We start from the raw sequence: 21,527 nt of genomic DNA, 5'->3' as shown, positions 1-21,527 counted from the left end.
AGGCCCATAAATGAGCAGATCTCTTAAAAAAGGACCTTTCGTCGAAACTCGTTTGCTTGATCGTGTTGAAGCGATGAACGAATCGGGTGAAAAACGCGTCATTAAGACGTGGTCCAGACGCTCAACAATTTTCCCGCAAATGGTCGGACTCACCATTGCGGTTCACGATGGACGAAAACACGTGCCGGTCTATGTTACCGAAGACATGGTTGGGCATAAACTGGGCGAATTTTCGCCAACTCGCACCTATAAGGGCCATGCTGGAAGCGAAAAATCCAGCGGCTTACGTTAATTCGAGAGGAGGCTAAAGGCATATGCAAGCAAAGGCAGTGGCAAAATATGTACGTATCTCTCCTCGCAAGGTGCGCCAGGTCGTTAATTTGATTCGTGGCAAAAATGTCAGTGATGCGTTCGCTATTCTTCAATTTACACCTAATGGGTCCACGGATGATGTGGCGAAGGTGTTGAAGTCAGCAGTCGCTAATGCAGGACACAACTATGATATGAATGTTGATGATCTGATTATTACTGAAATATGTGTGGATCAAGGACCGACCTTAAAACGCATCAAGCCTCGGGCCATGGGACGTGCGGACCAAATCCGGAAACGGACGAGTCACATTACTGTGGTTGTGGGCGAGAAGAAGGAGGGCTAAAACTGTGGGTCAAAAGGTTAATCCCAAAGGCCTCCGCATCGGAATTATCCGGGACTGGGAAAGCCGATGGTATGCAGACAAAAACTACATGGAACTTCTTCATGAGGATTTGAAGATCCGTGCGTTCGTAAAAAATAAGCTCAAACAAGCGGGATGTCCTAAAGTTGAGATTGAACGAGCAGCTAGTCGTGTTAAAGTGTCGGTTCATGCTGCCAAGCCTGGTATCGTAATCGGCCGTGGCGGTCAAGAAGTTGAGAACTTGCGCAAACAGCTCGAAGCCATCACTAAAAAGCAAGTGACTGTAAACATTGTAGAAATCAAGAAACCCGAAATGGATGCCACGCTGGTAGCCGAAAATATTGCATTACAACTTGAAAAACGGGTGTCCTTCCGTCGGGCAATGAAGCAAACTGTTGGCCGGACAATGCGGACAGGCGCACAAGGTATTAAAATTCAATGCAGCGGTCGTTTGGCTGGAGCCGAAATTGCCCGAACCGAATGGTATCATGAAGGGAAAGTACCCCTTCACACACTGCGCGCAGATATTGACTACGGGTTCGCTGAAGCCAATACTACGTACGGTAAGATTGGTATCAAGGTTTGGATTTATAAAGGTGAGGTACTTCCTGCCAAAAAGGTCGTCGCTCAGGTGGAAGGAGGAAACTAGATGTTAGTCCCATCCAGAGTGAAACATCGTAAACAACATCGTGGTCATATGTCAGGTAAAGCTACACGCGGTAACACCATTACTTTTGGTGAATACGGTCTTGTGGCATTGGATTGTGGCTGGATTACGAACCGTCAAATCGAGGCTGCTCGTATTGCAATGACTCGTTATATTAAACGGGGTGGTCAAGTTTGGATTAAGATATTCCCGGATAAGCCAGTTACTGCAAAACCTGCTGAAACACGTATGGGTAGTGGTAAAGGTTCACCGGAATATTGGGTTGCTGTTGTTAAGCCAGGACGCGTAATGTTTGAATTAGACGGAGTCGCTGAGGAAACAGCTCGTGAGGCTTTGAGACTCGCAATGCATAAGCTTCCGATTAAATGTAAAATTTTTTCCCGTGTAGAGCTAGAAGGAGGTGGCGCAAATGAAAACTAAGGATTTCCGCGACCTAACAAATGATGAAGTTTTAAAGGAAATCGACGAGTTCAAAACAGAACTGTTTAATTTGCGTTTCCAATTGGCAACGGGACAACTCGACAATCCTATGAGAATTCGTGAAGTTCGTAAAGGAATTGCCCGCGGTAAAACAATTCTCCGTGAGCGCGAGTTACAAATTGAACGTGCCTAAGTTGAGAAAGGAGGCTTTTTAGAGTGGAAAGAGCCCAGCGCAAGGTCCGAATTGGCAAAGTAGTCAGCGACAAGATGGATAAAACTGTCGTAGTAGCTGTTGAAATTACTGAGCGTCATCCTATTTATAAGAAGACGTTCACTCGCACTAAGAACTATAAGGCTCATGATGAGAACAATGAAGCTCATATAGGAGACATTGTCTCAATCATGGAAACTCGCCCTATTAGTAAAGATAAGTGTTGGCGTGTGGTTGAGATCACTCAGAAATCACTTGCTCTCTAAAACTATTATATTTAGTTCGGAAGGGGGTCAATAGGAATGATCCAGGTACAGACTAGGGTTAGAGTTGGAGACAACTCAGGCGCTAAAGAGTTAATGTGTATTCGAGTACTGGGCGGCTCAATGCGCCGGTATGCTTCGATTGGCGATATTATTGTTGCTTCTGTTAAGCAAGCAACGCCAGGGGGCGTTGTTAAAAAAGGGGAAGTTGTTAAGGCCGTCATAGTGCGAACAAGGAAAGAAATCAAACGTATTGACGGTTCCTATATTCGTTTTAGTGAGAACGCAGCGGTTCTTATCAAAGATGACAAAAGTCCACGTGGGACACGTATCTTTGGACCAGTAGCTCGTGAGCTGCGTGACAACTACATGAAAATTATTTCCCTGGCACCGGAAGTTATCTAAGACCCCATGACAGATGGAGGTGAAGAAAGTGGCTGCTACTAAGCATAAGGTACAACCTAAGAATATACATGTCAAAAAAGGCGACTTTGTTATGGTTATCAGCGGTAAAGATGCCGGTAAAAAAGGCAAAATTATCGACGTGATTCTCAAGAAAGGTCGCGTAGTGGTTGAGAAGGCAAACATGATTAAACGACATACAAAACCTTCTCAAAGCATGCCTCAAGGTGGTATTGTGGAGAAAGAAGCTCCTATGGCCAGCTCGAACGTTATGTTATTTTGCCAAGAGTGTAATTCCGTGACTCGTGTCAGTTTCAAAGTGACGGAAAACGGAAAATCACGCGTCTGCAAACATTGCGGCGTTAATCTACCGGATAAACACTAATCGCGAAAGGAGGGACCCCAGTGGCTCGTCTGAAAGATAGATACCTTAACGAAATCGCTCCTGCCTTACAGCAGAAGTTTGCTTATGCTAATGTCATGCAAATCCCCAAAATTGATAAGATTGTACTCAATATGGGTGTTGGAGAAGCGGTTCAAAACTCCAAAGCGATTGATTCGGCTGTTGGAGACTTAATGAAGATTACGGGACAAAAACCAATTGTCACAAGGGCTAAGAAATCCATTTCGGCATTTAAACTCCGTGAAGGAATGCCAATCGGCTGTAAAGTGACCCTGCGTGGCCAGCGGATGTATGAATTCATGGATCGCCTTTTGAACGTGGCTTTACCTCGTGTCCGTGACTTCCGTGGTGTGTCCGCTAAAGCGTTTGATGGTCGTGGAAATTACACATTAGGAATCAAGGAACAACTGATTTTCCCAGAAATGGAGTATGACAAGATCGATAAACTCCGGGGAATGGATGTAGTCTTCGTAACTACGGCAAAGTCGGACGAGGAAGCACGTGAGTTGCTTCGTGGGTTCGGAATGCCGTACCGTGATTAGAGTAAAGGAGGTTCAAGCACGTGGCTAAGACATCAATGGTTGTCCGCCAAAACCGTGGACAAAAGTTCGTAGTGCGTTCGCATAACCGTTGCAAGCTTTGTGGACGTCCCCATGCTTACATGCGGAAATTTGGAATTTGCCGGATTTGCTTCCGGGAGTTGGCTCACAAAGGTGAACTTCCTGGAATCACGAAGGCTAGTTGGTAAAACATCGTAAGGAAGGGGGACGACTGAAGTGTCAATGTCAGATCCGATTGCAGACTTTTTAACACGTATCCGCAACGCGGGAATGGTTTACCACGATAAAGTTGAGGTACCAGCTTCTCGTATTAAAAAAGAGCTTGCGGAATTGCTTAAATCAGAAGGTTATATCAAAGACGTAGAATTCATTGCGGATGACAAACAAGGCGTGATTCGGATGTATTTGAAATACGGTCCAAACCGTGAGCGTGTTATAACCGGGCTAAAACGGATTAGCCGTCCGGGACTGCGCGTTTATGCGAAGAAGGATGAAATTCCGAAAGTTCTTGGTGGACTTGGTATCGCTGTCATTTCGACATCGAAGGGAATAATGACAGATAAGAACGCCCGGAAAGAGGGCCTTGGCGGAGAAGTGATCTCCTACATTTGGTAATTTCGCGACGGAGGTGCAGTGAATGTCCAGAATTGGCAAGCGCCCCATTGGTATTCCCAGTGGTGTGGACTTCAAAATAGAAGAAAATGTGGTCACTGTTAAGGGTCCGAAAGGAACTTTAACGAAAGAAATGCATTCTGCAATGAACATTGTTGTTGAAAACGCGCAAATCATTGTCACACGACCAGATGATGAACCGTTTAACCGTTCGTTGCATGGATTGACCCGTTCGCTGATCGCCAATATGGTGGAAGGCGTTACGGCCGGATTTACCAAGGGATTGGATATGGTTGGGGTTGGATATCGTGCTTCTAAACAAGGAAATAAGCTCGTCTTGACGGTGGGCAAGTCTCACCCAGTAGAACTTACTCCCTTTGAAGGAATTGATTTTGAAGTCCCTGCGCCCAATAAAATATTGATTAAAGGGATGGATAAAGAACTCGTAGGAGCTTTTGCTGCTGTTGTACGATCTGAACGCGAACCTGAACCTTACAAAGGTAAAGGGATTCGATATGAAAACGAAGTTGTTCGTCGTAAGGTCGGTAAAACTGGCGGTAAAAAGGGCGGTAAGAAGTAAACAATTTAGGTAAGGGCCAAATCTCTTGCCAATCGTGAAAGGAGTGAGTTCCCTTTGATTAAGCGCATTGATCGCAAGGCAATTCGCATTAAAAAGCATAAAAGCATCCGTAAGGTTGTTGCCGGTAATGCTGGGCGTCCGCGTTTGGCAGTTTTCCGGAGTTTAAATCATATTTACGCTCAAGTAATCAATGATGAGCTCGGCACGACTCTTGTTGCCGCTTCTTCCCTTGATCCAGAATTCAAAGCTGCTGATCTTTCCGGTGGAAATACTGCCGGAGCTCAAAAGGTCGGCGAATTAGTTGCGAAGAAAGCCCTTGAAAAAGGAATTACGCAAGTTGTCTTCGATCGTGGAGGAAATGTTTATCACGGCCGAATCTCAGCATTGGCGGAATCAGCACGTGAAGCTGGACTCAGCTTTTAAGCTAGAGTAAAGGAGGGAAAAATCAAATTGGCGAAATTCGAAGCAAACAAGTCGGACATGAATGAAAAGGTTGTTCACATTGCCCGTGTAGCCAAAGTAGTAAAAGGTGGACGTCGTTTCAGCTTTAGTGCACTCGTTGTGGTCGGAGACGGCCATGGCCGTGTTGGAGCAGGTTTAGGAAAAGCAGGCGAAGTACCTGAAGCAATTCGAAAAGGAATTGAAGATGCGAAAAAGAACCTCGTCAGCATTCCTATGCATGGAACTACAATTACACATCCTATTTTAGGAGTGTTTGGTGCAGGACAGGTGCTATTAAAGCCGGCTTCTAAAGGAACCGGAGTTATCGCTGGCGGAGCTGTTCGTGCGGTACTCGAAGTTGCCGGTGTTCATGATATCTTAGCAAAATCTTTGGGTTCGGCAAACGCACACAATATGGTCAATGCGACGATGGTGGCGTTGAAATCTCTCAAACGTCCAGAGGATATTGCCAAACTCCGTGGTAAGACCGTAGCAGAAGTTCTAGGTTAAGGAGGGTCGGTCATGAAAGTAATAGTGACACTGACGAAGAGTCCAATTGGCTATTCCAAAGCGCAGCACAAAGTGTTACAAGCGCTTGGCTTAGGAAAAGTCGGATCAAGTGCAATTCATGAGGACACCCCTGTTATTCTAGGGATGGTTCATAAATGCATGCACTTGGTTACTGTAGAAAGTCAAGCTCAATAGAAGGAGGTGTAGGCAAGCATGAAACTGCATGAACTAAAGCCTGCTGAGGGATCAACACATGCACCTAAGCGTTTAGGCCGTGGGGTCGGATCTGGACATGGCAAAACGTCCGGTAAAGGTCACAAAGGACAAAACTCCCGGGCAGGCGGTGGCGTCAGACCAGGCTTTGAAGGTGGACAAAATCCACTGTTTCGCCGGATGCCGAAGAGGGGCTTTAACAATATCTCGAGGAAAGAGATTATTGCCATTAATGTCCGTGATTTAGAACGTTTTGAAGAGGGTGCTGAAGTAACCATCGAAAGTCTCTTCGAAATTGGTCTGATTAAGGCTATCAAAGATGGCGTTAAGATTCTAGCAACAGGGGAATTGACCAAAGCTCTGACCGTCAAAATTGACAAAGTCAGCCCGGCCGCGGCGAATAAAATTGTTGCGGCGGGTGGAAAAGTAGAGGTGGAATAGGATGATTATCGATTCCCTGAAGAATGCGTGGAATGTAGCGGATCTCAGGAAAAAAATCGGTTACACCTTGCTGATGTTTCTGGTTTTTCGAATCGGAGCACATGTCCCTATCCCCTTTATCGATCATAATACGCTAAAACAAATGCTTGGATCCGGAGGTATGTTCGATTTTATGGACACACTCTCCGGAGGTTCCTTTAAGAGACTCTCAGTGTTTGCACTAAGCATTACGCCGTATATTACGGCCTCTATTATCCTCCAACTATTGACGATTGTGCTTCCCTCTCTTGAACGTCTTGCCAAAGAGGGAGACTACGGTCGCAAGAAGATTACACAGTACACAAGATATAGCACCGTTGTTCTTGGCTTTATTCAAGCTTTTGGATTGACTTATGGAATTCGCAGCGCGCTGTCTATTCCTAGTCCAGCAATGAAATGGCCGATTTATCTACTCATCACGCTCGTCTTGACAGCTGGTACTGCGTTTCTTATGTGGTTAGGGGAGGCAATCACTGAGAAGGGAATAGGAAACGGAATTTCCCTTATCATCTTTGCAGGAATTGTTTCTCGTGTCCCAGATGCTATTAAATCGCTGTGGAACATGTTGCGAGTTGGAGAGATCAACGCCCTATCTATTCTTGGGTTGATTATTATCGTGATATTTATTACAGCGGGCGTCATATATGTACAAGAAGGGCAACGCAGAGTGTCAGTTCAGTATGCTAAACGTGTTGTTGGGCGTCGGGTATATGGCGGTCAAAGTAGTCATATTCCTTTAAAGGTAAACCAAGCTGGGGTTATCCCGGTAATTTTTGCGATTTCCCTGCTTGCGTTTCCTCAGACGATTGCAACTTGGGTACCAACCTCCGGGTTCGCAAGATTCGTCAATACTTGGTTTAGCATGAACGGTACAATTAACTCTATCCCATATCTATTACTCTACGGCGCGCTCATCTTATTCTTTACATACTTCTACACGGCTGTCACATTCAATCCTACTGATGTGGCAGAAAACCTGAAGAAGTATGGGGGATTTATCCCCGGCCTTCGTCCTGGGCGCCCAACGGCAGAATATTTATCGAAAATATTGAGTCGGATAACGCTAGCCGGTGGTTTATTTCTAGCTTTGATCGCTGTCTTACCGACACTAGTTATCGGACTCACTGGACTCAAGAACATCTATTTTGGTGGAACATCCCTACTTATCGTAGTTGGGGTTGCGCTCGAAACGATGAAACAGATTGAATCCCAACTTATGTCGAGGCACTATCAAGGATTTATGAAATAAAGAGGAGGAAGAGCGATGAAAGTAATATTAATGGGAGGCCCGGGCGCTGGTAAAGGGACACAAGCGAATCCGCTTGTCGACCGTTTTCACTTTCCGCATATTTCAACGGGAGACATGTTTAGAGCTGCAATTAAAGATGGAACAGCCTTAGGTTTAAAGGCCAAGTCCTATATGGATGCCGGCGGTTTAGTTCCTGATGAAGTGACCATTGGAATTGTCGAGGAACGTTTAGCACTACCCGATTGTGCAGAGGGATTTCTCCTTGATGGATTCCCACGTACACTAGCACAAGGTAGTGCTTTGGCAAGTATCTTAGACCGCCTTGGTATGAAGCTCGATGGTGTGATCAACATAGAAGTTGACGAAGCAGTGTTAATACCTCGCTTAACCGGACGTCGTGTATGCCGTAAGTGTGGTTCGTCCTATCACATGGTCTTTAACCCTCCTCAACAGGAAGGCGTTTGTGGTCAATGTGGTGGAGAGCTTTATCAACGTTCAGATGATACTGTTGAAACAGCAAAGAATCGTCTAAACGTTTATAACGAGCAAACAGAACCTCTAATCGAGTTTTACAATGAAAAAGGGTTACTCAAGCGTATTAACGGTGATCAACCTATTGATCAAGTGTTTCAGGATATTCTAAAGGTTTTGGTCTAAGTATCATGATTGAGCTGAAAAATGCGAGTCAATTTGAACGCATGCGGATTGCGGGTCGAGTCGTGGCTGAAACTCTGGCTCTTATGCGTGAGCATGTTAAGCCTGGTGTTACGACTCTCGAATTGGATCGCATTGCCGAGGACTATATTCGTTCACAGGGTGCTATTCCGGCGTTCAAAGGGTATAATGGTTTCCCTGCTACGCTGTGTACCTCTGTAAATGAGCAGGTAGTTCATGGAATACCTGGTTTAAGGACCTTAGAATCTGGAGATATTATTAGTATAGATTGTGGCGCGGTCATTAATGGGTATGTTGGTGATGCGGCGGTGACCTTGCCAATTGGCGATGTCGGTGAAGATATCTTGAAGCTCTTAAGAGTGACTGAAGAATCACTGATGTTGGGAATCGCGCAGGCGAAGGTAGGAAATCGCCTTTACGACGTCTCCTATGCGGTGCAAACGCACGTGGAAGCGAGTGGATTTTCAGTAGTGCGTGATTATGTTGGGCACGGGATTGGAAGAGCCATGCATGAGGATCCTCAGATCCCTAATTATGGCAAACCTGGCCGAGGACCAAGACTCGAGGTAGGTATGGCCTTGGCTATTGAGCCCATGGTGAACATGGGTACGTATGAGGTGCAGTCATTGAAAGATCACTGGACTGTTGTTACGAAAGATAGCCGACCATCGGCTCATTTTGAGCACACAGTTGCGATTACAGAAAATGGCCCGGAGATTTTAACTCGATGTTAGGTCCAAGCCAAGGATTGTCAGTAGAGGGGTGAATGCATGTCAAAAGAAGATGTTATTGAAGTCGAAGGTAAGGTCTTAGAGCCACTGCCCAATGCCATGTTCCTGGTTGAATTAGCCAACGGACACAAGGTTTTGGCGCACGTCTCTGGAAAAATTCGTATGAATTTTATCCGAATACTTCCAGGAGATCGGGTCACAGTGGAGCTTTCCCCCTATGACTTGTCCCGTGGACGAATCACATATCGATTTAAGTAAGGACCAAAGGGAGAGATTACGGTGAAAGTAAGGCCTTCAGTCAAAAAGATCTGTGAAAAATGCAAAATTATTCGCCGCCATGGTAAGGTTATGGTTATTTGTGAAAACCCGAAACACAAGCAGAGACAAGGCTAGTAAGTTTCGGTTGCGCGGCTGATTGGAGCAAGTTCTCCAATGCACCGATTTATATTGATACAGAAATGAATTGTTGGAGGTGTAAATTTTAGATGGCACGTATCGCTGGAGTTGACTTACCACGCGAGAAGCGTTTGGAGGTTGCCCTGACCTATATATTCGGGATTGGGCTACCAACTTCACATAGGATTCTCGCTAAAACAGGCGTAAGCCCTGATGTCCGAGTTCGTGACTTGTCAGAAGACGAAGTCAGTAAGCTTCGGGAAGTTATTGATAAAGAGTTTAAAATTGAAGGCGACCTGCGTCGCGAAGTTTCCCTCAATATCAAACGTCTTATGGAAATTGGTTCTTATCGTGGCCTTCGCCACCGTCGCGGACTACCTGTAAGAGGGCAGCGCACGAAAACCAATGCCAGAACCCGTAAAGGTCCGGCTAAGACTGTTGGAGCGAAACGTAAAAAGTAATAAGGGGGGATAACCGAGATGGCACGTAAAGTTGTCCGGACAAAACGCCGGGAACGTAAAAATATTGAAAGTGGAATAGCACATATCAAATCTACTTTCAACAATACCATGGTGACCATTACGGATACCAGCGGGAATGCACTCTCCTGGTCCAGTGCGGGTTCCCTTGGTTTTAAAGGCTCTCGCAAAAGCACTCCTTTTGCTGCTCAAATGGCGGCAGAAACGTGTGCTAAAGTTGCGATGGAACATGGCTTAAAAGATGTTGAATGCTATGTAAAAGGACCGGGGGCAGGACGTGAAGCCGCAATTCGTGCACTACAAGCTGCTGGTTTGGAAGTTAACTTAATTAAAGACGTGACACCGATTCCGCACAATGGCTGTCGGCCACCGAAACGCAGAAGGGTATAGGAGGTGTGTAATCATGGCTAGATATACTGGACCCGTCTGTCGCTTATGTCGTCGGGAGGGAATGAAGTTATTCCTAAAAGGAGAACGTTGCTATACCGGAAAATGTGCGATCGACCGTCGTGCTTACGCTCCAGGACAACATGGTCAGGCCCGCGCGAAGAAGCCTACTGAGTATGGTCTTCAATTGCGAGAAAAACAAAAGGCACGCCGTATATACGGTGTAATGGAAAAACAATTCAGTCGCTATTTTGATGAGGCTGTCCGCCGCAAAGGGGTTGCCGGTGAAAACCTGCTTACTTTGCTCGAACGCCGACTTGATAATGTGATTTTCCAGTTGGGTTTTGCTTCATCCCGCCCAGAAGCGCGTCAGCTTGTAAATCACGGCCACTTTACCATTAATGGTAAAAAGGTTGATATTCCCTCCTATTCAGTTCGTGCTGGAGAAGTCGTGGCTGTTAAAGAAAGCAGCAAGAGTTCAGCTCGAATCAAACAACTGCTAGAGAACTTGGGTTCTCGTAATGTTCCTGGTTGGTTAAGCTTGGATGCTAATGCAGCTTCTGCAACAATTGTCGCACTACCTACTCGTGAAGATATTCAACTGCCGATCCAAGAACACCTCATCGTGGAGAAATACTCCCGTTAATGTTGACGTTCTACCCATTTGGGTTGGATGGTATGCTTATCAAGTTCTCGAGAAAGAAGGTGCATTCTGCTGTTAGATATCGAGAAGCAGCCCAGAATCGAGTGTATCGAGCGTTCTGAAGACGACTCCTATGCAAAATTCGTCGTTGAGCCTCTAGAAAGAGGATATGGGATAACTCTAGGGAATTCTTTAAGACGTATCCTGTTATCCTCTCTTCCAGGGTCAGCGGTAACATCAGTTAAAATTGAAGGGGTACTCCACGAGTTTTCCACGATTCCGGGAGTGTTGGAAGACGTTACGGACATTATTCTCAATTTGAAATCCCTCGCGCTCAAAGGCTATACGGATGAACCTCGGATTATTCGCATAGAATCTCAGGGCGAAGGCGTCGTGCGGGCTGGAGATATTATCACAGATCCGGACATTGAGGTTTTGAACCCTGATATGAAGATCGCGACATTAGACCGCGATGGTCGGCTGTTTATGGAAATGACTGTTGAACGTAAAAAGGGTTACGTTTCTGCAGACAAAAATAAGAAGCCTGATGATGTCATAGGAGTTATCCCCATTGACTCCATCTTTGCTCCGATTTATAAGGTCAACTACACAGTAGAGGATACTCGGGTCGGTCAAATAACGGACTATGACAAGTTAACCCTTGAAGCATGGTCTAATGGCAGTATTTCACCCAGAGAGGCCACTAGTACGGCAGCTAAAATCCTGAGTGATGAACTTCGGCTTTTTGTGAGACTCAATGATAAACCCGACAATGATGCGGGTGATGGCGATATCTTGGTGGAAAAAGAGGAAGCCAATAAAATTCTCGAGATGACGATTGAGGAGCTTGATCTATCTGTTCGTTCCTACAACTGCCTCAAGCGGGCTGGAATCAACTCTGTCGAAGAGTTGACCCAAAAAACGGAGGAAGATATGATCAAAGTGCGTAACCTTGGTCGCAAGTCTTTGGAAGAAGTGGAATTTAAACTTAAAGACTTAGGTTTAGGTTTTCGCCCGGCTGAGGACTAATTCGGTGCAAAAGGAGGGGAATGTAATTGGCTTACCGCAAGTTGGGAAAAAACATGGGTCATCGCGGGGCAATGTTGCGTAATATTGTCACTTCCCTGTTAAGACATGAACGTATTCAAACGACAGAAGCGCGCGCTAAGGAGCTCAATGCTATAGCTGAAAAAATGATTTCACTAGGCAAACAAGGCGATTTGGCTGCTCGTCGTTCGTCGATGGCTTATCTCATGGATGAAGATGTTGTTACAAAATTGTTTGATACCATTGCGCCGAAATATGCTGACCGTCAGGGCGGCTATACTCGTATCATGAAACTCGGCTTACGTCGGGGAGATGCTGCGACAATGGTAATCATCGAACTCGTATAACACGAGTTGTTAGAGGCCGGGTTGCTTAGGTTACTAAGCAAGCCCGGCCTTTGCTGATCCTAGCATTCGGCCCCTGCAGGTTCCTATAAAAGCCGACTATGTTGTTATACTTTCTTTCGAGCTAAGGGAGGGATCTCGTGAAACCTGAAAAAGTTCTCGAGGTGCAGAACATCCATTATAGTGAACTATTTAACGGAGTTAATTTTGATTGGCATCAAGGCGAAATTATCGCGTTGATGGGTGCTAACGGTTCTGGGAAATCTACATTGGCCCGCCTTTTGGCGGGGCTAATCGAACCTAAAGATGGGGAGATTCGCCTTTTAGTTGACGGTATCGCTTGTTCTTGGAGTAGTGTTAAGCGATGGAAGGAAATTGGGTTTATTGGACAACATCCCATGCGGCAGACGATTGGAGCAACGGTCGCCGAAGAGTTGGGCTTTGGACTTCTGAACCTAGGGCAAGATATTCATCGAGTATCAGATAGGGTGCGTGAACTGGCTTCTAGCATAGGTTTAGGTGGCAAAGAGGATCAGTCTCCTGCGACACTTTCGGGGGGAGAAAGGCAAAGACTTGTTGTTGCTGCAATTTTGGCATTACACCCAACCTTTCTCATTTTAGATGAGGCACTAACTATGCTTGATACTCGCGCTCAAGCGAACATCCTAGAACTTCTGTTCCAAGTCCGTGGGGAAACGGGCCAACTTTGGATTACGCACGACCCAGAATTAGCATATCAAGCAGATCGTCTTTTGGTTATCGACAAGGGTAGAGTTGTGGACTTAGGTAGACCAAGCGTCGCGTTTGACAACTGCGAAAACCTTTCGCTCTATGCCCTCGGAATAATGCCAGCAATGGGGATTAAGGGAGCTAAGGATGCAAAGGAAGATCTTATAGCTAAGAGAAATAAGGATGTTAATGTAGATAGTGTAGATAAGACAGACAAGGGTATTTCGAGCGGTAAGGGTGTTAAGGAAGTTGCGGTGAATCGGGCTAATAAACACCAAGGCCAAGACAGGGCGCTAATTGAATGGAGACAAGCTAACTATGATTCCCGCCTGAGGCTCAATCATGTTGTAAGAGCAGGTGAGTTTATTGGCATAGTCGGACCTTCCGGTTCAGGAAAGACGACCCTATTAGAGAGTGTCGTAGGCTTAATTCTGCCGACTGAAGGGCAGCTTTTGGTGTGCGGAGACCCTATATCAAAGTCTACTGTGCATACGTTACGAAGAAAAGTCCGTTTTGTACTTCAAGAAGCAGGTGAATATCTTATTGGGCGTAGTGTCTACCATGAGGTGTTTTACGGAGACGTTAAGCAAGATCTGAAGTCAAAAACTGAAGATAGATTATCCTATTTAGAGGAGTTTGGCCTCAATGCTAGCTTAGCTGAGGTCGCTCCTGAGCGCCTAAGTGGTGGAGAGCGGCAAATGGTCGCATTGGCTTCCGCTTTGAGGACGATCCCTGAAATTCTCCTTTTAGACGAACCACTACTGGGTCTCGATGCGACAAGCCGGGCAGGGATTCAGAGCATGATTTCGTCTTGGGACAACATTACCATACTGTATGTAACCCACGATTTAAGAGAGGTATTACCGAATGCTACTAGGCTTTGGATCGTTGAAAAGGGTAATGTGGTGTTAGACTGCCCAAGCCAGTGCTGGAAAGAGCATCAGGAGCGATTTAAAGTTGCTGGTGTTCGCTTCTGAAAGAGGGGGGCTCAATATTAAAGTTTTTGAACTCTACTGGCCAAGCAATAGTATAATGCATCGTCTAGATCCGAGACTTAAGGTTGGGGGACTTGCCGTTTTATCCCTCCTAATGACATTGACTGGTTGGCAAGGGCTAACCTTAAGTTCCTGCGCCTTTCTAGGGCTTGTTTTATTGGGTCGTATCCCCCTTAAATTATATCGTTCCCTAACACTGGTAATTCTATGGCTGGGGTTGTTCTACGGATTGGCAACAGGGTGGGAATGGGAAAACACGGCATTTTGGTATGGTCATTGGTCACAGAGTGGTTTAGTGCAAGCTGGTTACATGTTGTGGCGTATCGCCTTGCTTTTTGCCTTAACCCGCCTTTTTACGGCAGTAACAATGCCCCTTGAACAAGGGGTGGGAATTGCGTACTTCTTTGATCCGCTTACCCGCCTTACGCCAAAAGCTGCAGATTTTGCTCTTTTGCTTACCTTGACGTTACGATTTATACCTCTGATTCTCGAAGAGGCAACTTTCATTTGGAAGGCCCGAGTGTTAAAGAGCGAGTGGCCATCTTCTTGGATCCAACGCTCTTGGGAGTTTATTCAGCTCATTGTACCGCTAATCCTCTTAAGTTTGCGACGTGCGGAAGAACTTTCCGAAAACTTAATGGCTAGAGGATTTGGTTCGGGAAACTATCGTCCGCTTATGCTTCATGAGTGGACGAAAAGAGATCGCCTCGGATCTCTTTTCGTGATAGTATGGGGAGTATTACTTTTGATCTTGAAATAGAAACCATTCGTAGTGGGGGCTAGGAGTATTAATGCGAAACATTCGGCTTAAAGTGTCTTATGACGGGACAAACTATCATGGGTTCCAGCGACAGGATGCAACTCACGGCCCTACGATCCAGGGAACCTTGGAAGAAGTATGGGCGAGATTAGTCGATGAAGAGATTTCTTTAGCAATGGCCGGTCGTACGGATAAGGGAGTCCATGCATTAGGGCAGGTAGTGAACTTTACGACTTCGGCAAGAATTCCGGAAGAAAAAATTCCTAAGGCTATTAACAGTCTGTTACCCAGAGATATACGCATACTCAAGGCAGACTGCGTGCCGGATACTTTTAATGCGCGCTGGTCAGCAAAGTGGAAACGCTACGATTACCAGGTGGACAACAATCCCATTCCGAATGTATTCAATCGTCTCTATGCTTATCATGAGCCCATCCCAATGAATGTAACTAAAATGCAAAAGGCTGCTAGTTTTCTGGAGGGGTTTCATAACTTTAAGACATTTGCAGCAGCAGGTGGAACAAGTAAGACGTTCGAACGGACGATTTATCGCTGCCAAGTTAAAGAAGATCAGCGGCTAGTAAGAGTATCCTGTGTAGGAGATGGATTTCTATACCATATGGTACGAATAATTGTTGGAACACTTATGGACGTGGGAAAGGGTAGGATTCATCCTGATGAGATTCCTGAGATTATTGCCAGTCAAAAGCGGGAACGCGCGCGTGTAATTGCACGAGCACAGGGCTTGACTCTTGTCCATGTGAATTATACGGACGATAGTCCCTTTGATGTTTTTCAGGATTTAGTTGAGTAATTTGAAGTGATAGCTTTACAAATGAATTGTTGAATCGTTTTTAATAAAAACAACTTGACAAGAGGTTAGAATTTAAATAAAATATAAATATGAGTTTTTATGCCAAGGCTGTGATTGAGCCCCATGCCCGAGGCAACACCACAAGCATGATTGAGCCCCATGCGAGTGAAATAAAGACGGAATACTGCTAATTGGAGGGAAAGTCATGACCACGTTTTTTGCGAAAGCACAAGACCAAGAGCGCAAATGGTATATCATCGACGCTGCGGGAATCCCCTTGGGTCGTATTGCTACTGAAGCAGCACGTCTTCTGAGAGGTAAACATAAACCGACATTCACCCCTAATGTAGACACCGGGGATCATGTTATCATCGTCAATGCCGAAAAATTGGTGTTAACAGGTAACAAACTTAATGACAAAATGTATCGGCGCCACTCTGGGTTTCCTGGCGGGTTAAAAGAAGTTCCTTACAAGAAATTAATGCAAATTATGCCTGAACGAGCTATGGAACATGCCGTGAAGGGAATGCTTCCTCATAACAAGTTGGGCGCCCAGATGTACACAAAGTTGAAGGTGTACAAGGGAGAATCGCATCCCCATCAAGCTCAACAACCTGAAATCTGGACAATTCAATAGATTTAGGAAGGAGGAAGTAAAACATGGCAACTCAATTACAATATGCTGCTACAGGACGACGCAAAAATGCAATCGCACGCGTTCGCCTTATTCCGGGTGAAGGAAAGTTCATCATTAACAAACGTCAATTGGCGGAATACTTTGGCAAGAAAACACTGGAAATGATCGTTCAACAACCTTTTAACATCACAGACACACTGGCTAAGTATGATGTTATTGCTCTCGCTAACGGAGGGGGCACCACTGGTCAAGCTGGTGCGATACGCTTAGGCATTGCTCGTGCTTTGCTGAAGGCGGATGCCAGTCTTCGTCCAAGTCTTAAGAGGGCCGGTTTCCTGACGCGTGACCCACGTATGAAGGAACGTCGCAAATACGGCTTGAAGAAAGCTCGTAAAGCCCCACAATTCTCTAAACGTTAAGTTATACATGGCTTTTGCTGTGTGCAAAATGCGCAAATCAAAGGAAGGGTTTTATCCCTTCCTTTTTGCTTAAGCTTCAAAGACGGTAATCGACGCTCGAAAAATGCTTTCACAAAGACCGGCGGAAGAAGAGAAATCCGCTGGTCTTTCTTTGACGATGTCCACTTCTATACCCTTTGGTATAAATCTTACGTTTTTTGACAAGCCCAACGCATATTCCCCATGTCTCCCCCATAAGGTAAAACGGAATAGATTGGGTGAGGAGGATGGGAATGAAACCAATCTGGGTTGTGAGTATTAGACGACGTAAGGCAGTTATTGGTGGAATCGCGCTTGCACTTATTTCGGTGTTAGCCCTTGGCTGGGGGTTTCGTGAGCAGGATAAAAAAATCTGGAGCTGGACTTTGGGGAATAAAGTCGTGGTGATCGATGCTGGCCACGGGGGCGTAGATCCAGGCGCAGTGGGTAAAACCAAGGTTTTGGAAAAAGACGTGACTCTCGCAGTTTCCAAACGTGTGCAGGCACTCGTTCAGCAAAGTGGAGCTAAAGCAATTATGGTTCGTGAAGATGACAGTGATCTCGGAACGTCACAAGGACTTGCGAAGCGCAAACGAGAGGACTTAGCACAACGCATTCAGCTTGCTAGGGACTCCCAAGCGGATGTTTATGTTAGCATTCATGCAAATAGTTTTCCAGACGCTAAATTGACGGGTGCACAGACGTTTTATCATGGGGATTCACCAGAAGGGAAGTTATTGGCCCAAGCGATTCAGCAGGAGCTCAATAGTATGACAAATGGCAAAAGAGTGAGTAAAGGAAATCAGGATATTTATGTCTTGAAAAAAGCCCATCAAGCGGCAGTAACAGTTGAGCTAGGCTTTCTGTCTAATCTTGCTGAAGAACAGTTATTGACGACGCCAGAGTATCAACAAAAGCTGGCAGTTGCTATTTATCAGGGAATAAGTGTCTATTTCAGCAAACAAACTGAAGGAATTAAAAGTCCTAAGTGAATAGAAGAATATACTCGATGATGTTTGCTAGTGGCAGGAAAACCATTTTTCTATAGCGAATACTTTAATATGCGCCAAAAATGCAGATGCTTTTGACGTAAAGCATTGTCAATTTTGGCTGAATGGAAAGGAGGACATTTGTGGGTCTTTTGCCGATCATCTTAGTTATTGTAGGTATTATCTGTTTGTTCTTGGGTTGGCGCTGGCAAGATCCACCTAACGAGGAAACTATAACCGCCTTAAAGGGGCTTGCATATTTGAAAAGAGAAATTCTCCAGGTTCAAGATCAGGTTCATGGCCTTGATCAGAAACTACAAAGAACAAAACAGGTTGAAGAAGCTGCTCCAAAAGAAACTGAAGGTAATGAAAAAAACAATAAACTCTATGTTTTAAATGCTAAGGATCAAGTCCTTCGAACCTATAATCAAACTCAACCTAACCCAAAACCTCAGTCTGAATCGACTCAACCACAACCAAAGCTCCAACATCAAAGTAATATGTCGCCTAAATATCAAGAAGTCTTGGTACTTGCTGAACGTGGTCAAAGTATTCCTGAAATAGCACATCATTTATCATTAAGCCAAGATGCTGTAACCATGGTTTTGCAAATGCAGCCTAAAGGAGGAGCCAGATGAAAATAACTCGTTCCTATTGGCTCGGTTTAGGTTCAGGGCTTATTTTGAGTGCACTATTAACTCTGGCTATTACCCCAATTCAAGGACAACCCGTGACAGCATTGTTGGGGTCACCCGCAAAAGAACAATCTATTCCCTCTTCATCAACTCAACCTTCAGCATCTACAAAGCCCCCTGCATCACCTCAATCTTCGACCTTAACTCCACCTTCTACATCTAATTTATCCCCGGCTGTTACTCAACCTCCGCAAAGTCAGTTGTCTAACACCCAAAGCTCAACCTCAATAGAGCGGAGTTTTGTTATTCCGGAAGGAGCCAGTGCAGAACGTATTGCAGATTTGTTGGTTGCTCAAGGCTTTATTAAAGATAAAGTGGCCTTTCTGGACAGTGCTCATCAAATGGGGGCCGAAAGCAAGTTTAGATCTGGGACATTCAATCTGTCCCTAGGTTTAACCTTAGAGGAATTGATTCATCGATTATTGAAAAAATAAAGAATAAGCATTTTGTAGGGCACAGCAAAATGCTTATTCTTTTTTCCTATAGGGGCACAATAGTGTCTGTTATCATAAATATCCAAGTCCCTGAAACTTTTGGAGTATGAATTCGGTTAGCTACGAGAAGCCCACTATCTAAAAAACTGAACATGAATTAAACTATTAGTGTATGCTCGCATCAGGACGTGAAGGGAAACTAGAGATAGAATAAGAGAAGAGAGATGAGACACCCATGGATGCTATTAAGGAATTTTTCAAGGATCAGGCAAAATTCCTGCGTAAGGAAGTATGGGAGGTCGCTCTCCAGATCGGGGAGCATCCAGAATTGGGATATAAGGAATACTTCGCTTCCGAAGTACTATGCCGTTTTCTTCAGAAACATGGGTTTGAAGTGAAACGTGGTATTGCCGAGGTGGAGACAGCTTTTTTAGCGCGATATTCAGGTGCGCGTCCAGGTCCTCGAATAGCTTTTTTAGCGGAATATGATGCCTTGCCAGGTGTGGGGCATGGCTGTGGGCACAACTTAATAGGTGCAGCCAGTGCTGGTGCGGCAGTTATCTTGAGTAAGAGTTTGGAAATACCGGGTGAGATCTTAGTGATCGGTAGCCCGGCCGAAGAAACTAGTGGAGCAAAAGTGACGTTGGTGGAAAAGGGGATATTTGAGAATGTTGATGCTGCAATTATGTTTCATCCCGGTAGTCAAAACGTTCCGATTATCTCTAGTCTTGCTTTGGATGCGTTGGAATTTACATTTCATGGCCGAGCCGCTCATGCTGTCGCCGCGTCAAATTTTGGAATTAATGCGTTAGATGCTATGATCAACTTCTTCGTCGGAATCAATGCCCTTAAAAAGCAGATCTCGCCGAACATGAAAATTAATGGAATTATTTCCGAGGGGGGAAACGTGCCAAATATTGTTCCAGACCGCACGGTGGCACGCTTTTATCTTAGGGCCCAAAAACGCAAAGACTTGGATGAATTGAGAGAGCTCGTGATTCGCTGTGCTGAAGGGGCAGCTTCCATGGTTTCGGCAGAGATGACTTGGAAGAAATTTGAGTTTTCCTATGATGAAATGCATACGAATGTGACCCTGGCAGGGTGTTTTATGAAAAACCTTCAAGAAATGGGTATTAATTATATAGCTCCTCCTCAAACCGCTATGGGGTCTGTGGACATGGGAAATGTTAGTCGGGCTGTTCCGTCGATTCATCCCTATTTGACGTTAGGAACAGGCACAGAAATCCCACATACGCGGGATTTTGCTCAAGCCGCTCTCTCATCAGACGGAGAAAGATTAGTTATGTTAGCAATGCAAACACTCGCTTTGACAGGCTGGGACGTTTTGAATGACAAAAAACTTCTTCAAAGGATTAAGAAGGAGTTTCGATTACATTCGTGAAAATAGTAATTTAGATTTTGTATCGACGGATATTTAGAAATTGATTGTATTGTAGGTTGTATTATAGGTTGTTTTTTAGGTTAAAATAATTTGTCATACTAGAGGGAGCGAATCCCTCTTTTTTGTTATAGAGGATTGAATTTTTATACGTATATATGTATAATTATAAAAATAAGCTAAACCAGATAAGGAGGGCAAGATATGAAAGTCGGAGTTCTCGGGGCAACAGGATATGCAGGGCAGGAATTGGTGCGGTTGTTGCATAGACATGAAGAAGTGAGCGAGATGTATCTTGCTTCGTCCAGCGTCGCTGGAAAAGAGTATGACGTGGTCTATCCACATTGGCTGGGTCAAAATGTGGGAATTTTAGAGGATGAAAACGTGCCGGACTTGGATGTGCTTTTCTGTGCTCTTCCTCATGGTTTGACAGCTGAAAGAACAGGTGCATTCTTGGCGCGCAAAATAAAGGTCATTGATTTAGGAGCAGACTTTCGGCTGAATTCAGCGCAGGTTTATGAGGAATGGTATAAAATTAAGCATCCGGCAACAGAGCTCCTTAAGGAGGCTGTATACGGTCTACCTGAGTTATATCGTGAGCAAATTCGAGGAAAATCCTTAATAGCCAATCCAGGTTGTTATCCTACGGCTAGCTTATTAGCGTCAGTCCCTTTGCTTCGCAAAGAGTTGCTTCAAACAGGATACCTGGTAATTGACGCTAAATCTGGTGTATCAGGGGCTGGGAGAGGGATATCTCTGGGTAACCATTATGCTGAGGTCAATGAGAATTTTAAGGCTTATGGGGTGGCAAATCATCGTCATACCCCCGAGATAGAACAAGAGCTCTCTCGCGCTGCAGGTAAGCCACTAACCGTTAATTTTACTCCGCATTTAGTCCCTATGACGCGGGGAATGTTGATCACGATTTATGCCGCGGTTCAGGAAGGAGTCCAAGAGGAAGACCTTCGCCAGTGCTGGCAGGAACAGTATGGACAGGAAGAATTCATTCATCTTTTGCCACAGGGCACTTGGCCACAGACGAAATTTTCCAGTGGAAGCAACCATGCTTTCCTGCAATTGACACTCGATCATAGAACGGGTAATGCTGTCATCGTAGCAACCATTGATAATCTAATTAAAGGTGCTGCAGGACAGGCTGTTCAAAATATGAATCTAATCATGGGTTGGCCTGAAGGTCAGGGACTTCAAGGGACCGCCCTTTGGCCTTAACGGTCTCACGTATTAAAGCAA

General features: G+C 45.1%; 37 protein-coding genes. 36 read left to right on the top strand and 1 reads right to left on the bottom strand.

The features are described from left to right. Window positions 1-10 precede the first annotated feature (10 nt). From rpsS to rpsI, 31 genes are all read left to right on the top strand, one after another. A complete protein-coding gene (rpsS, locus tag E4K68_RS09640) occupies window positions 11-292 on the top strand; it encodes a 30S ribosomal protein S19 (RefSeq protein WP_135378713.1) in 282 nt (93 codons plus the stop codon). A gap of 22 nt (window positions 293-314) precedes the next feature. Next, window positions 315-656 (top strand): 50S ribosomal protein L22, encoded by a 342-nt coding sequence (rplV, locus tag E4K68_RS09635; RefSeq protein ID WP_135378712.1) that lies wholly within the window; start codon window positions 315-317, stop codon window positions 654-656. Window positions 657-660: 4 nt separating this feature from the next. Beyond that, entirely contained in the window at window positions 661-1,323 is a 663-nt protein-coding gene (rpsC, locus tag E4K68_RS09630; protein WP_135378711.1) for a 30S ribosomal protein S3, read from the top strand. Continuing rightward, complete coding sequence (rplP, locus tag E4K68_RS09625) at window positions 1,324-1,761, top strand: 50S ribosomal protein L16 (RefSeq protein WP_135378710.1); 438 nt, start codon at window positions 1,324-1,326, stop codon at window positions 1,759-1,761. Next, window positions 1,751-1,954 carry a 50S ribosomal protein L29 gene (rpmC, locus tag E4K68_RS09620; protein ID WP_135378709.1) on the top strand — a complete coding sequence of 68 codons (204 nt, stop codon included), beginning with the start codon at window positions 1,751-1,753 and terminating at the stop codon, window positions 1,952-1,954. The genes rplP and rpmC overlap by 11 nt, the downstream gene beginning before the upstream one ends. 23 nt (window positions 1,955-1,977) lie before the next feature. Further along, complete coding sequence (gene rpsQ, locus E4K68_RS09615; protein WP_135378708.1) at window positions 1,978-2,238, top strand: 30S ribosomal protein S17; 261 nt, start codon at window positions 1,978-1,980, stop codon at window positions 2,236-2,238. Window positions 2,239-2,274: 36 nt separating this feature from the next. Then, window positions 2,275-2,640, top strand: coding sequence for a 50S ribosomal protein L14 (gene rplN, locus E4K68_RS09610; protein WP_135378707.1), 366 nt, complete (start codon window positions 2,275-2,277; stop codon window positions 2,638-2,640). 13 nt (window positions 2,641-2,653) lie between these two features. Next, the gene (rplX, locus tag E4K68_RS09605; RefSeq protein WP_135378706.1) at window positions 2,654-3,022 is read left to right on the top strand and encodes a 50S ribosomal protein L24; all 369 of its coding nucleotides are present in this window, start codon (window positions 2,654-2,656) and stop codon (window positions 3,020-3,022) included. 20 nt (window positions 3,023-3,042) lie between these two features. After that, window positions 3,043-3,582 (top strand): 50S ribosomal protein L5, encoded by a 540-nt coding sequence (rplE, locus tag E4K68_RS09600; protein ID WP_135378705.1) that lies wholly within the window; start codon window positions 3,043-3,045, stop codon window positions 3,580-3,582. Between the two features lie 20 nt (window positions 3,583-3,602). Next, on the top strand, window positions 3,603-3,788 hold the full coding sequence (locus E4K68_RS09595) for a type Z 30S ribosomal protein S14 (RefSeq protein WP_135378704.1): 186 nt from the start codon (window positions 3,603-3,605) through the stop codon (window positions 3,786-3,788). 28 nt (window positions 3,789-3,816) lie between these two features. Beyond that, entirely contained in the window at window positions 3,817-4,215 is a 399-nt protein-coding gene (gene rpsH / locus E4K68_RS09590; RefSeq protein WP_135378703.1) for a 30S ribosomal protein S8, read from the top strand. Window positions 4,216-4,237: 22 nt separating this feature from the next. Further along, on the top strand, window positions 4,238-4,792 hold the full coding sequence (gene rplF, locus E4K68_RS09585; RefSeq protein ID WP_135378702.1) for a 50S ribosomal protein L6: 555 nt from the start codon (window positions 4,238-4,240) through the stop codon (window positions 4,790-4,792). 54 nt (window positions 4,793-4,846) lie between these two features. Beyond that, window positions 4,847-5,215, top strand: a complete 369-nt coding sequence (rplR, locus tag E4K68_RS09580; RefSeq protein WP_135378701.1) for a 50S ribosomal protein L18 — start codon at window positions 4,847-4,849, stop codon at window positions 5,213-5,215. A 27-nt stretch (window positions 5,216-5,242) separates the two neighbouring features. Further along, window positions 5,243-5,743 (top strand): 30S ribosomal protein S5, encoded by a 501-nt coding sequence (gene rpsE, locus E4K68_RS09575; protein ID WP_135378700.1) that lies wholly within the window; start codon window positions 5,243-5,245, stop codon window positions 5,741-5,743. Between the two features lie 12 nt (window positions 5,744-5,755). Then, entirely contained in the window at window positions 5,756-5,938 is a 183-nt protein-coding gene (gene rpmD / locus E4K68_RS09570; RefSeq protein WP_135378699.1) for a 50S ribosomal protein L30, read from the top strand. An 18-nt stretch (window positions 5,939-5,956) separates the two neighbouring features. Then, on the top strand, window positions 5,957-6,397 hold the full coding sequence (rplO, locus tag E4K68_RS09565) for a 50S ribosomal protein L15 (protein WP_135378698.1): 441 nt from the start codon (window positions 5,957-5,959) through the stop codon (window positions 6,395-6,397). A gap of 1 nt (window position 6,398) precedes the next feature. Next, window positions 6,399-7,685, top strand: coding sequence for a preprotein translocase subunit SecY (gene secY, locus E4K68_RS09560; RefSeq protein WP_135378697.1), 1,287 nt, complete (start codon window positions 6,399-6,401; stop codon window positions 7,683-7,685). A gap of 15 nt (window positions 7,686-7,700) precedes the next feature. After that, complete coding sequence (locus tag E4K68_RS09555; protein WP_135378696.1) at window positions 7,701-8,342, top strand: adenylate kinase; 642 nt, start codon at window positions 7,701-7,703, stop codon at window positions 8,340-8,342. Window positions 8,343-8,347: 5 nt separating this feature from the next. Beyond that, window positions 8,348-9,094, top strand: a complete 747-nt coding sequence (gene map / locus E4K68_RS09550) for a type I methionyl aminopeptidase (protein ID WP_135378695.1) — start codon at window positions 8,348-8,350, stop codon at window positions 9,092-9,094. 36 nt (window positions 9,095-9,130) lie between these two features. After that, window positions 9,131-9,349 (top strand): translation initiation factor IF-1, encoded by a 219-nt coding sequence (gene infA / locus E4K68_RS09545; RefSeq protein WP_135378694.1) that lies wholly within the window; start codon window positions 9,131-9,133, stop codon window positions 9,347-9,349. A 21-nt stretch (window positions 9,350-9,370) separates the two neighbouring features. After that, the gene (gene rpmJ, locus E4K68_RS09540; RefSeq protein WP_135378693.1) at window positions 9,371-9,484 is read left to right on the top strand and encodes a 50S ribosomal protein L36; all 114 of its coding nucleotides are present in this window, start codon (window positions 9,371-9,373) and stop codon (window positions 9,482-9,484) included. Between the two features lie 92 nt (window positions 9,485-9,576). Further along, window positions 9,577-9,948: a 30S ribosomal protein S13 gene (rpsM, locus tag E4K68_RS09535; RefSeq protein ID WP_135378692.1), complete on the top strand. Its 372-nt coding sequence runs from the start codon at window positions 9,577-9,579 to the stop codon at window positions 9,946-9,948. An 18-nt stretch (window positions 9,949-9,966) separates the two neighbouring features. Next, window positions 9,967-10,356: a 30S ribosomal protein S11 gene (gene rpsK, locus E4K68_RS09530; protein WP_007778485.1), complete on the top strand. Its 390-nt coding sequence runs from the start codon at window positions 9,967-9,969 to the stop codon at window positions 10,354-10,356. Between the two features lie 13 nt (window positions 10,357-10,369). Continuing rightward, the gene (gene rpsD / locus E4K68_RS09525; RefSeq protein ID WP_135378691.1) at window positions 10,370-10,999 is read left to right on the top strand and encodes a 30S ribosomal protein S4; all 630 of its coding nucleotides are present in this window, start codon (window positions 10,370-10,372) and stop codon (window positions 10,997-10,999) included. Window positions 11,000-11,068: 69 nt separating this feature from the next. Continuing rightward, window positions 11,069-12,025, top strand: a complete 957-nt coding sequence (locus E4K68_RS09520; protein ID WP_135378772.1) for a DNA-directed RNA polymerase subunit alpha — start codon at window positions 11,069-11,071, stop codon at window positions 12,023-12,025. Between the two features lie 26 nt (window positions 12,026-12,051). Continuing rightward, on the top strand, window positions 12,052-12,390 hold the full coding sequence (rplQ, locus tag E4K68_RS09515; protein WP_135378690.1) for a 50S ribosomal protein L17: 339 nt from the start codon (window positions 12,052-12,054) through the stop codon (window positions 12,388-12,390). A 137-nt stretch (window positions 12,391-12,527) separates the two neighbouring features. Further along, the gene (locus E4K68_RS09510) at window positions 12,528-14,093 is read left to right on the top strand and encodes an ATP-binding cassette domain-containing protein (protein ID WP_135378689.1); all 1,566 of its coding nucleotides are present in this window, start codon (window positions 12,528-12,530) and stop codon (window positions 14,091-14,093) included. Beyond that, window positions 14,080-14,871, top strand: a complete 792-nt coding sequence (locus E4K68_RS09505; protein ID WP_348982851.1) for an energy-coupling factor transporter transmembrane component T — start codon at window positions 14,080-14,082, stop codon at window positions 14,869-14,871. Before E4K68_RS09510 ends, E4K68_RS09505 begins: the two co-directional genes overlap by 14 nt. A 31-nt stretch (window positions 14,872-14,902) precedes the next feature. Continuing rightward, complete coding sequence (gene truA / locus E4K68_RS09500; protein WP_135378688.1) at window positions 14,903-15,685, top strand: tRNA pseudouridine(38-40) synthase TruA; 783 nt, start codon at window positions 14,903-14,905, stop codon at window positions 15,683-15,685. A gap of 205 nt (window positions 15,686-15,890) precedes the next feature. Next, window positions 15,891-16,322 carry a 50S ribosomal protein L13 gene (rplM, locus tag E4K68_RS09495; protein ID WP_135378687.1) on the top strand — a complete coding sequence of 144 codons (432 nt, stop codon included), beginning with the start codon at window positions 15,891-15,893 and terminating at the stop codon, window positions 16,320-16,322. A gap of 23 nt (window positions 16,323-16,345) precedes the next feature. Beyond that, complete coding sequence (rpsI, locus tag E4K68_RS09490) at window positions 16,346-16,741, top strand: 30S ribosomal protein S9 (protein ID WP_135378686.1); 396 nt, start codon at window positions 16,346-16,348, stop codon at window positions 16,739-16,741. A gap of 69 nt (window positions 16,742-16,810) precedes the next feature. Here rpsI and E4K68_RS21410 read toward each other — a convergent pair whose 3' ends face one another. Continuing rightward, the gene (locus E4K68_RS21410) at window positions 16,811-16,945 is read right to left on the bottom strand and encodes a hypothetical protein (RefSeq protein ID WP_282432978.1); all 135 of its coding nucleotides are present in this window, start codon (window positions 16,943-16,945) and stop codon (window positions 16,811-16,813) included. A 68-nt stretch (window positions 16,946-17,013) separates the two neighbouring features. Here E4K68_RS21410 and cwlD point away from each other — a divergent pair, with 68 nt between their 5' ends. The 5 genes from cwlD to argC all read left to right on the top strand — a co-directional run bounded on the left by cwlD (window position 17,014) and on the right by argC (window position 21,506). Further along, window positions 17,014-17,751, top strand: a complete 738-nt coding sequence (gene cwlD, locus E4K68_RS09485) for an N-acetylmuramoyl-L-alanine amidase CwlD (protein ID WP_135378685.1) — start codon at window positions 17,014-17,016, stop codon at window positions 17,749-17,751. 140 nt (window positions 17,752-17,891) lie between these two features. Continuing rightward, entirely contained in the window at window positions 17,892-18,386 is a 495-nt protein-coding gene (locus tag E4K68_RS09480) for a DNA-binding response regulator (RefSeq protein WP_135378770.1), read from the top strand. Then, window positions 18,383-18,877 carry an ABC transporter substrate-binding protein gene (locus tag E4K68_RS09475; RefSeq protein WP_135378684.1) on the top strand — a complete coding sequence of 165 codons (495 nt, stop codon included), beginning with the start codon at window positions 18,383-18,385 and terminating at the stop codon, window positions 18,875-18,877. The genes E4K68_RS09480 and E4K68_RS09475 overlap by 4 nt, the downstream gene beginning before the upstream one ends. Window positions 18,878-19,112: 235 nt before the next feature. Next, a complete protein-coding gene (locus tag E4K68_RS09470; RefSeq protein WP_135378683.1) occupies window positions 19,113-20,279 on the top strand; it encodes a M20 family metallopeptidase in 1,167 nt (388 codons plus the stop codon). Between the two features lie 201 nt (window positions 20,280-20,480). Next, window positions 20,481-21,506, top strand: a complete 1,026-nt coding sequence (gene argC, locus E4K68_RS09465) for an N-acetyl-gamma-glutamyl-phosphate reductase (RefSeq protein WP_135378682.1) — start codon at window positions 20,481-20,483, stop codon at window positions 21,504-21,506. The last annotated feature ends 21 nt before the right edge of the window (window positions 21,507-21,527 follow it).

Origin of the sequence: Desulfosporosinus sp. Sb-LF (assembly GCF_004766055.1) — a bacterium.
Lineage (GTDB): Bacteria > Bacillota > Desulfitobacteriia > Desulfitobacteriales > Desulfitobacteriaceae > Desulfosporosinus.
This window is presented reverse-complemented; position numbering and strand designations above follow the sequence as displayed.

Coding starts and splice junctions, on each gene's coding strand:
- E4K68_RS09470 (WP_135378683.1), top strand. CDS start 19,113: ATGGATGCTATTAAGGAATTTTTCAAGGATCAGGCAAAATTCCTGCGT.
- argC (WP_135378682.1), top strand. CDS start 20,481: ATGAAAGTCGGAGTTCTCGGGGCAACAGGATATGCAGGGCAGGAATTG.
- rpsS (WP_135378713.1), top strand. CDS start 11: ATGAGCAGATCTCTTAAAAAAGGACCTTTCGTCGAAACTCGTTTGCTT.
- rplO (WP_135378698.1), top strand. CDS start 5,957: ATGAAACTGCATGAACTAAAGCCTGCTGAGGGATCAACACATGCACCT.
- rpmD (WP_135378699.1), top strand. CDS start 5,756: ATGAAAGTAATAGTGACACTGACGAAGAGTCCAATTGGCTATTCCAAA.
- rpsI (WP_135378686.1), top strand. CDS start 16,346: ATGGCAACTCAATTACAATATGCTGCTACAGGACGACGCAAAAATGCA.
- rplN (WP_135378707.1), top strand. CDS start 2,275: ATGATCCAGGTACAGACTAGGGTTAGAGTTGGAGACAACTCAGGCGCT.
- rplF (WP_135378702.1), top strand. CDS start 4,238: ATGTCCAGAATTGGCAAGCGCCCCATTGGTATTCCCAGTGGTGTGGAC.
- rplM (WP_135378687.1), top strand. CDS start 15,891: ATGACCACGTTTTTTGCGAAAGCACAAGACCAAGAGCGCAAATGGTAT.
- rplX (WP_135378706.1), top strand. CDS start 2,654: ATGGAGGTGAAGAAAGTGGCTGCTACTAAGCATAAGGTACAACCTAAG.
- rplP (WP_135378710.1), top strand. CDS start 1,324: ATGTTAGTCCCATCCAGAGTGAAACATCGTAAACAACATCGTGGTCAT.
- rplV (WP_135378712.1), top strand. CDS start 315: ATGCAAGCAAAGGCAGTGGCAAAATATGTACGTATCTCTCCTCGCAAG.
- E4K68_RS09475 (WP_135378684.1), top strand. CDS start 18,383: ATGAAAATAACTCGTTCCTATTGGCTCGGTTTAGGTTCAGGGCTTATT.
- rpsK (WP_007778485.1), top strand. CDS start 9,967: ATGGCACGTAAAGTTGTCCGGACAAAACGCCGGGAACGTAAAAATATT.
- rpsM (WP_135378692.1), top strand. CDS start 9,577: ATGGCACGTATCGCTGGAGTTGACTTACCACGCGAGAAGCGTTTGGAG.
- infA (WP_135378694.1), top strand. CDS start 9,131: ATGTCAAAAGAAGATGTTATTGAAGTCGAAGGTAAGGTCTTAGAGCCA.
- rpsD (WP_135378691.1), top strand. CDS start 10,370: ATGGCTAGATATACTGGACCCGTCTGTCGCTTATGTCGTCGGGAGGGA.
- rpmC (WP_135378709.1), top strand. CDS start 1,751: ATGAAAACTAAGGATTTCCGCGACCTAACAAATGATGAAGTTTTAAAG.
- truA (WP_135378688.1), top strand. CDS start 14,903: ATGCGAAACATTCGGCTTAAAGTGTCTTATGACGGGACAAACTATCAT.
- E4K68_RS09555 (WP_135378696.1), top strand. CDS start 7,701: ATGAAAGTAATATTAATGGGAGGCCCGGGCGCTGGTAAAGGGACACAA.
- map (WP_135378695.1), top strand. CDS start 8,348: ATGATTGAGCTGAAAAATGCGAGTCAATTTGAACGCATGCGGATTGCG.
- secY (WP_135378697.1), top strand. CDS start 6,399: ATGATTATCGATTCCCTGAAGAATGCGTGGAATGTAGCGGATCTCAGG.
- cwlD (WP_135378685.1), top strand. CDS start 17,014: ATGAAACCAATCTGGGTTGTGAGTATTAGACGACGTAAGGCAGTTATT.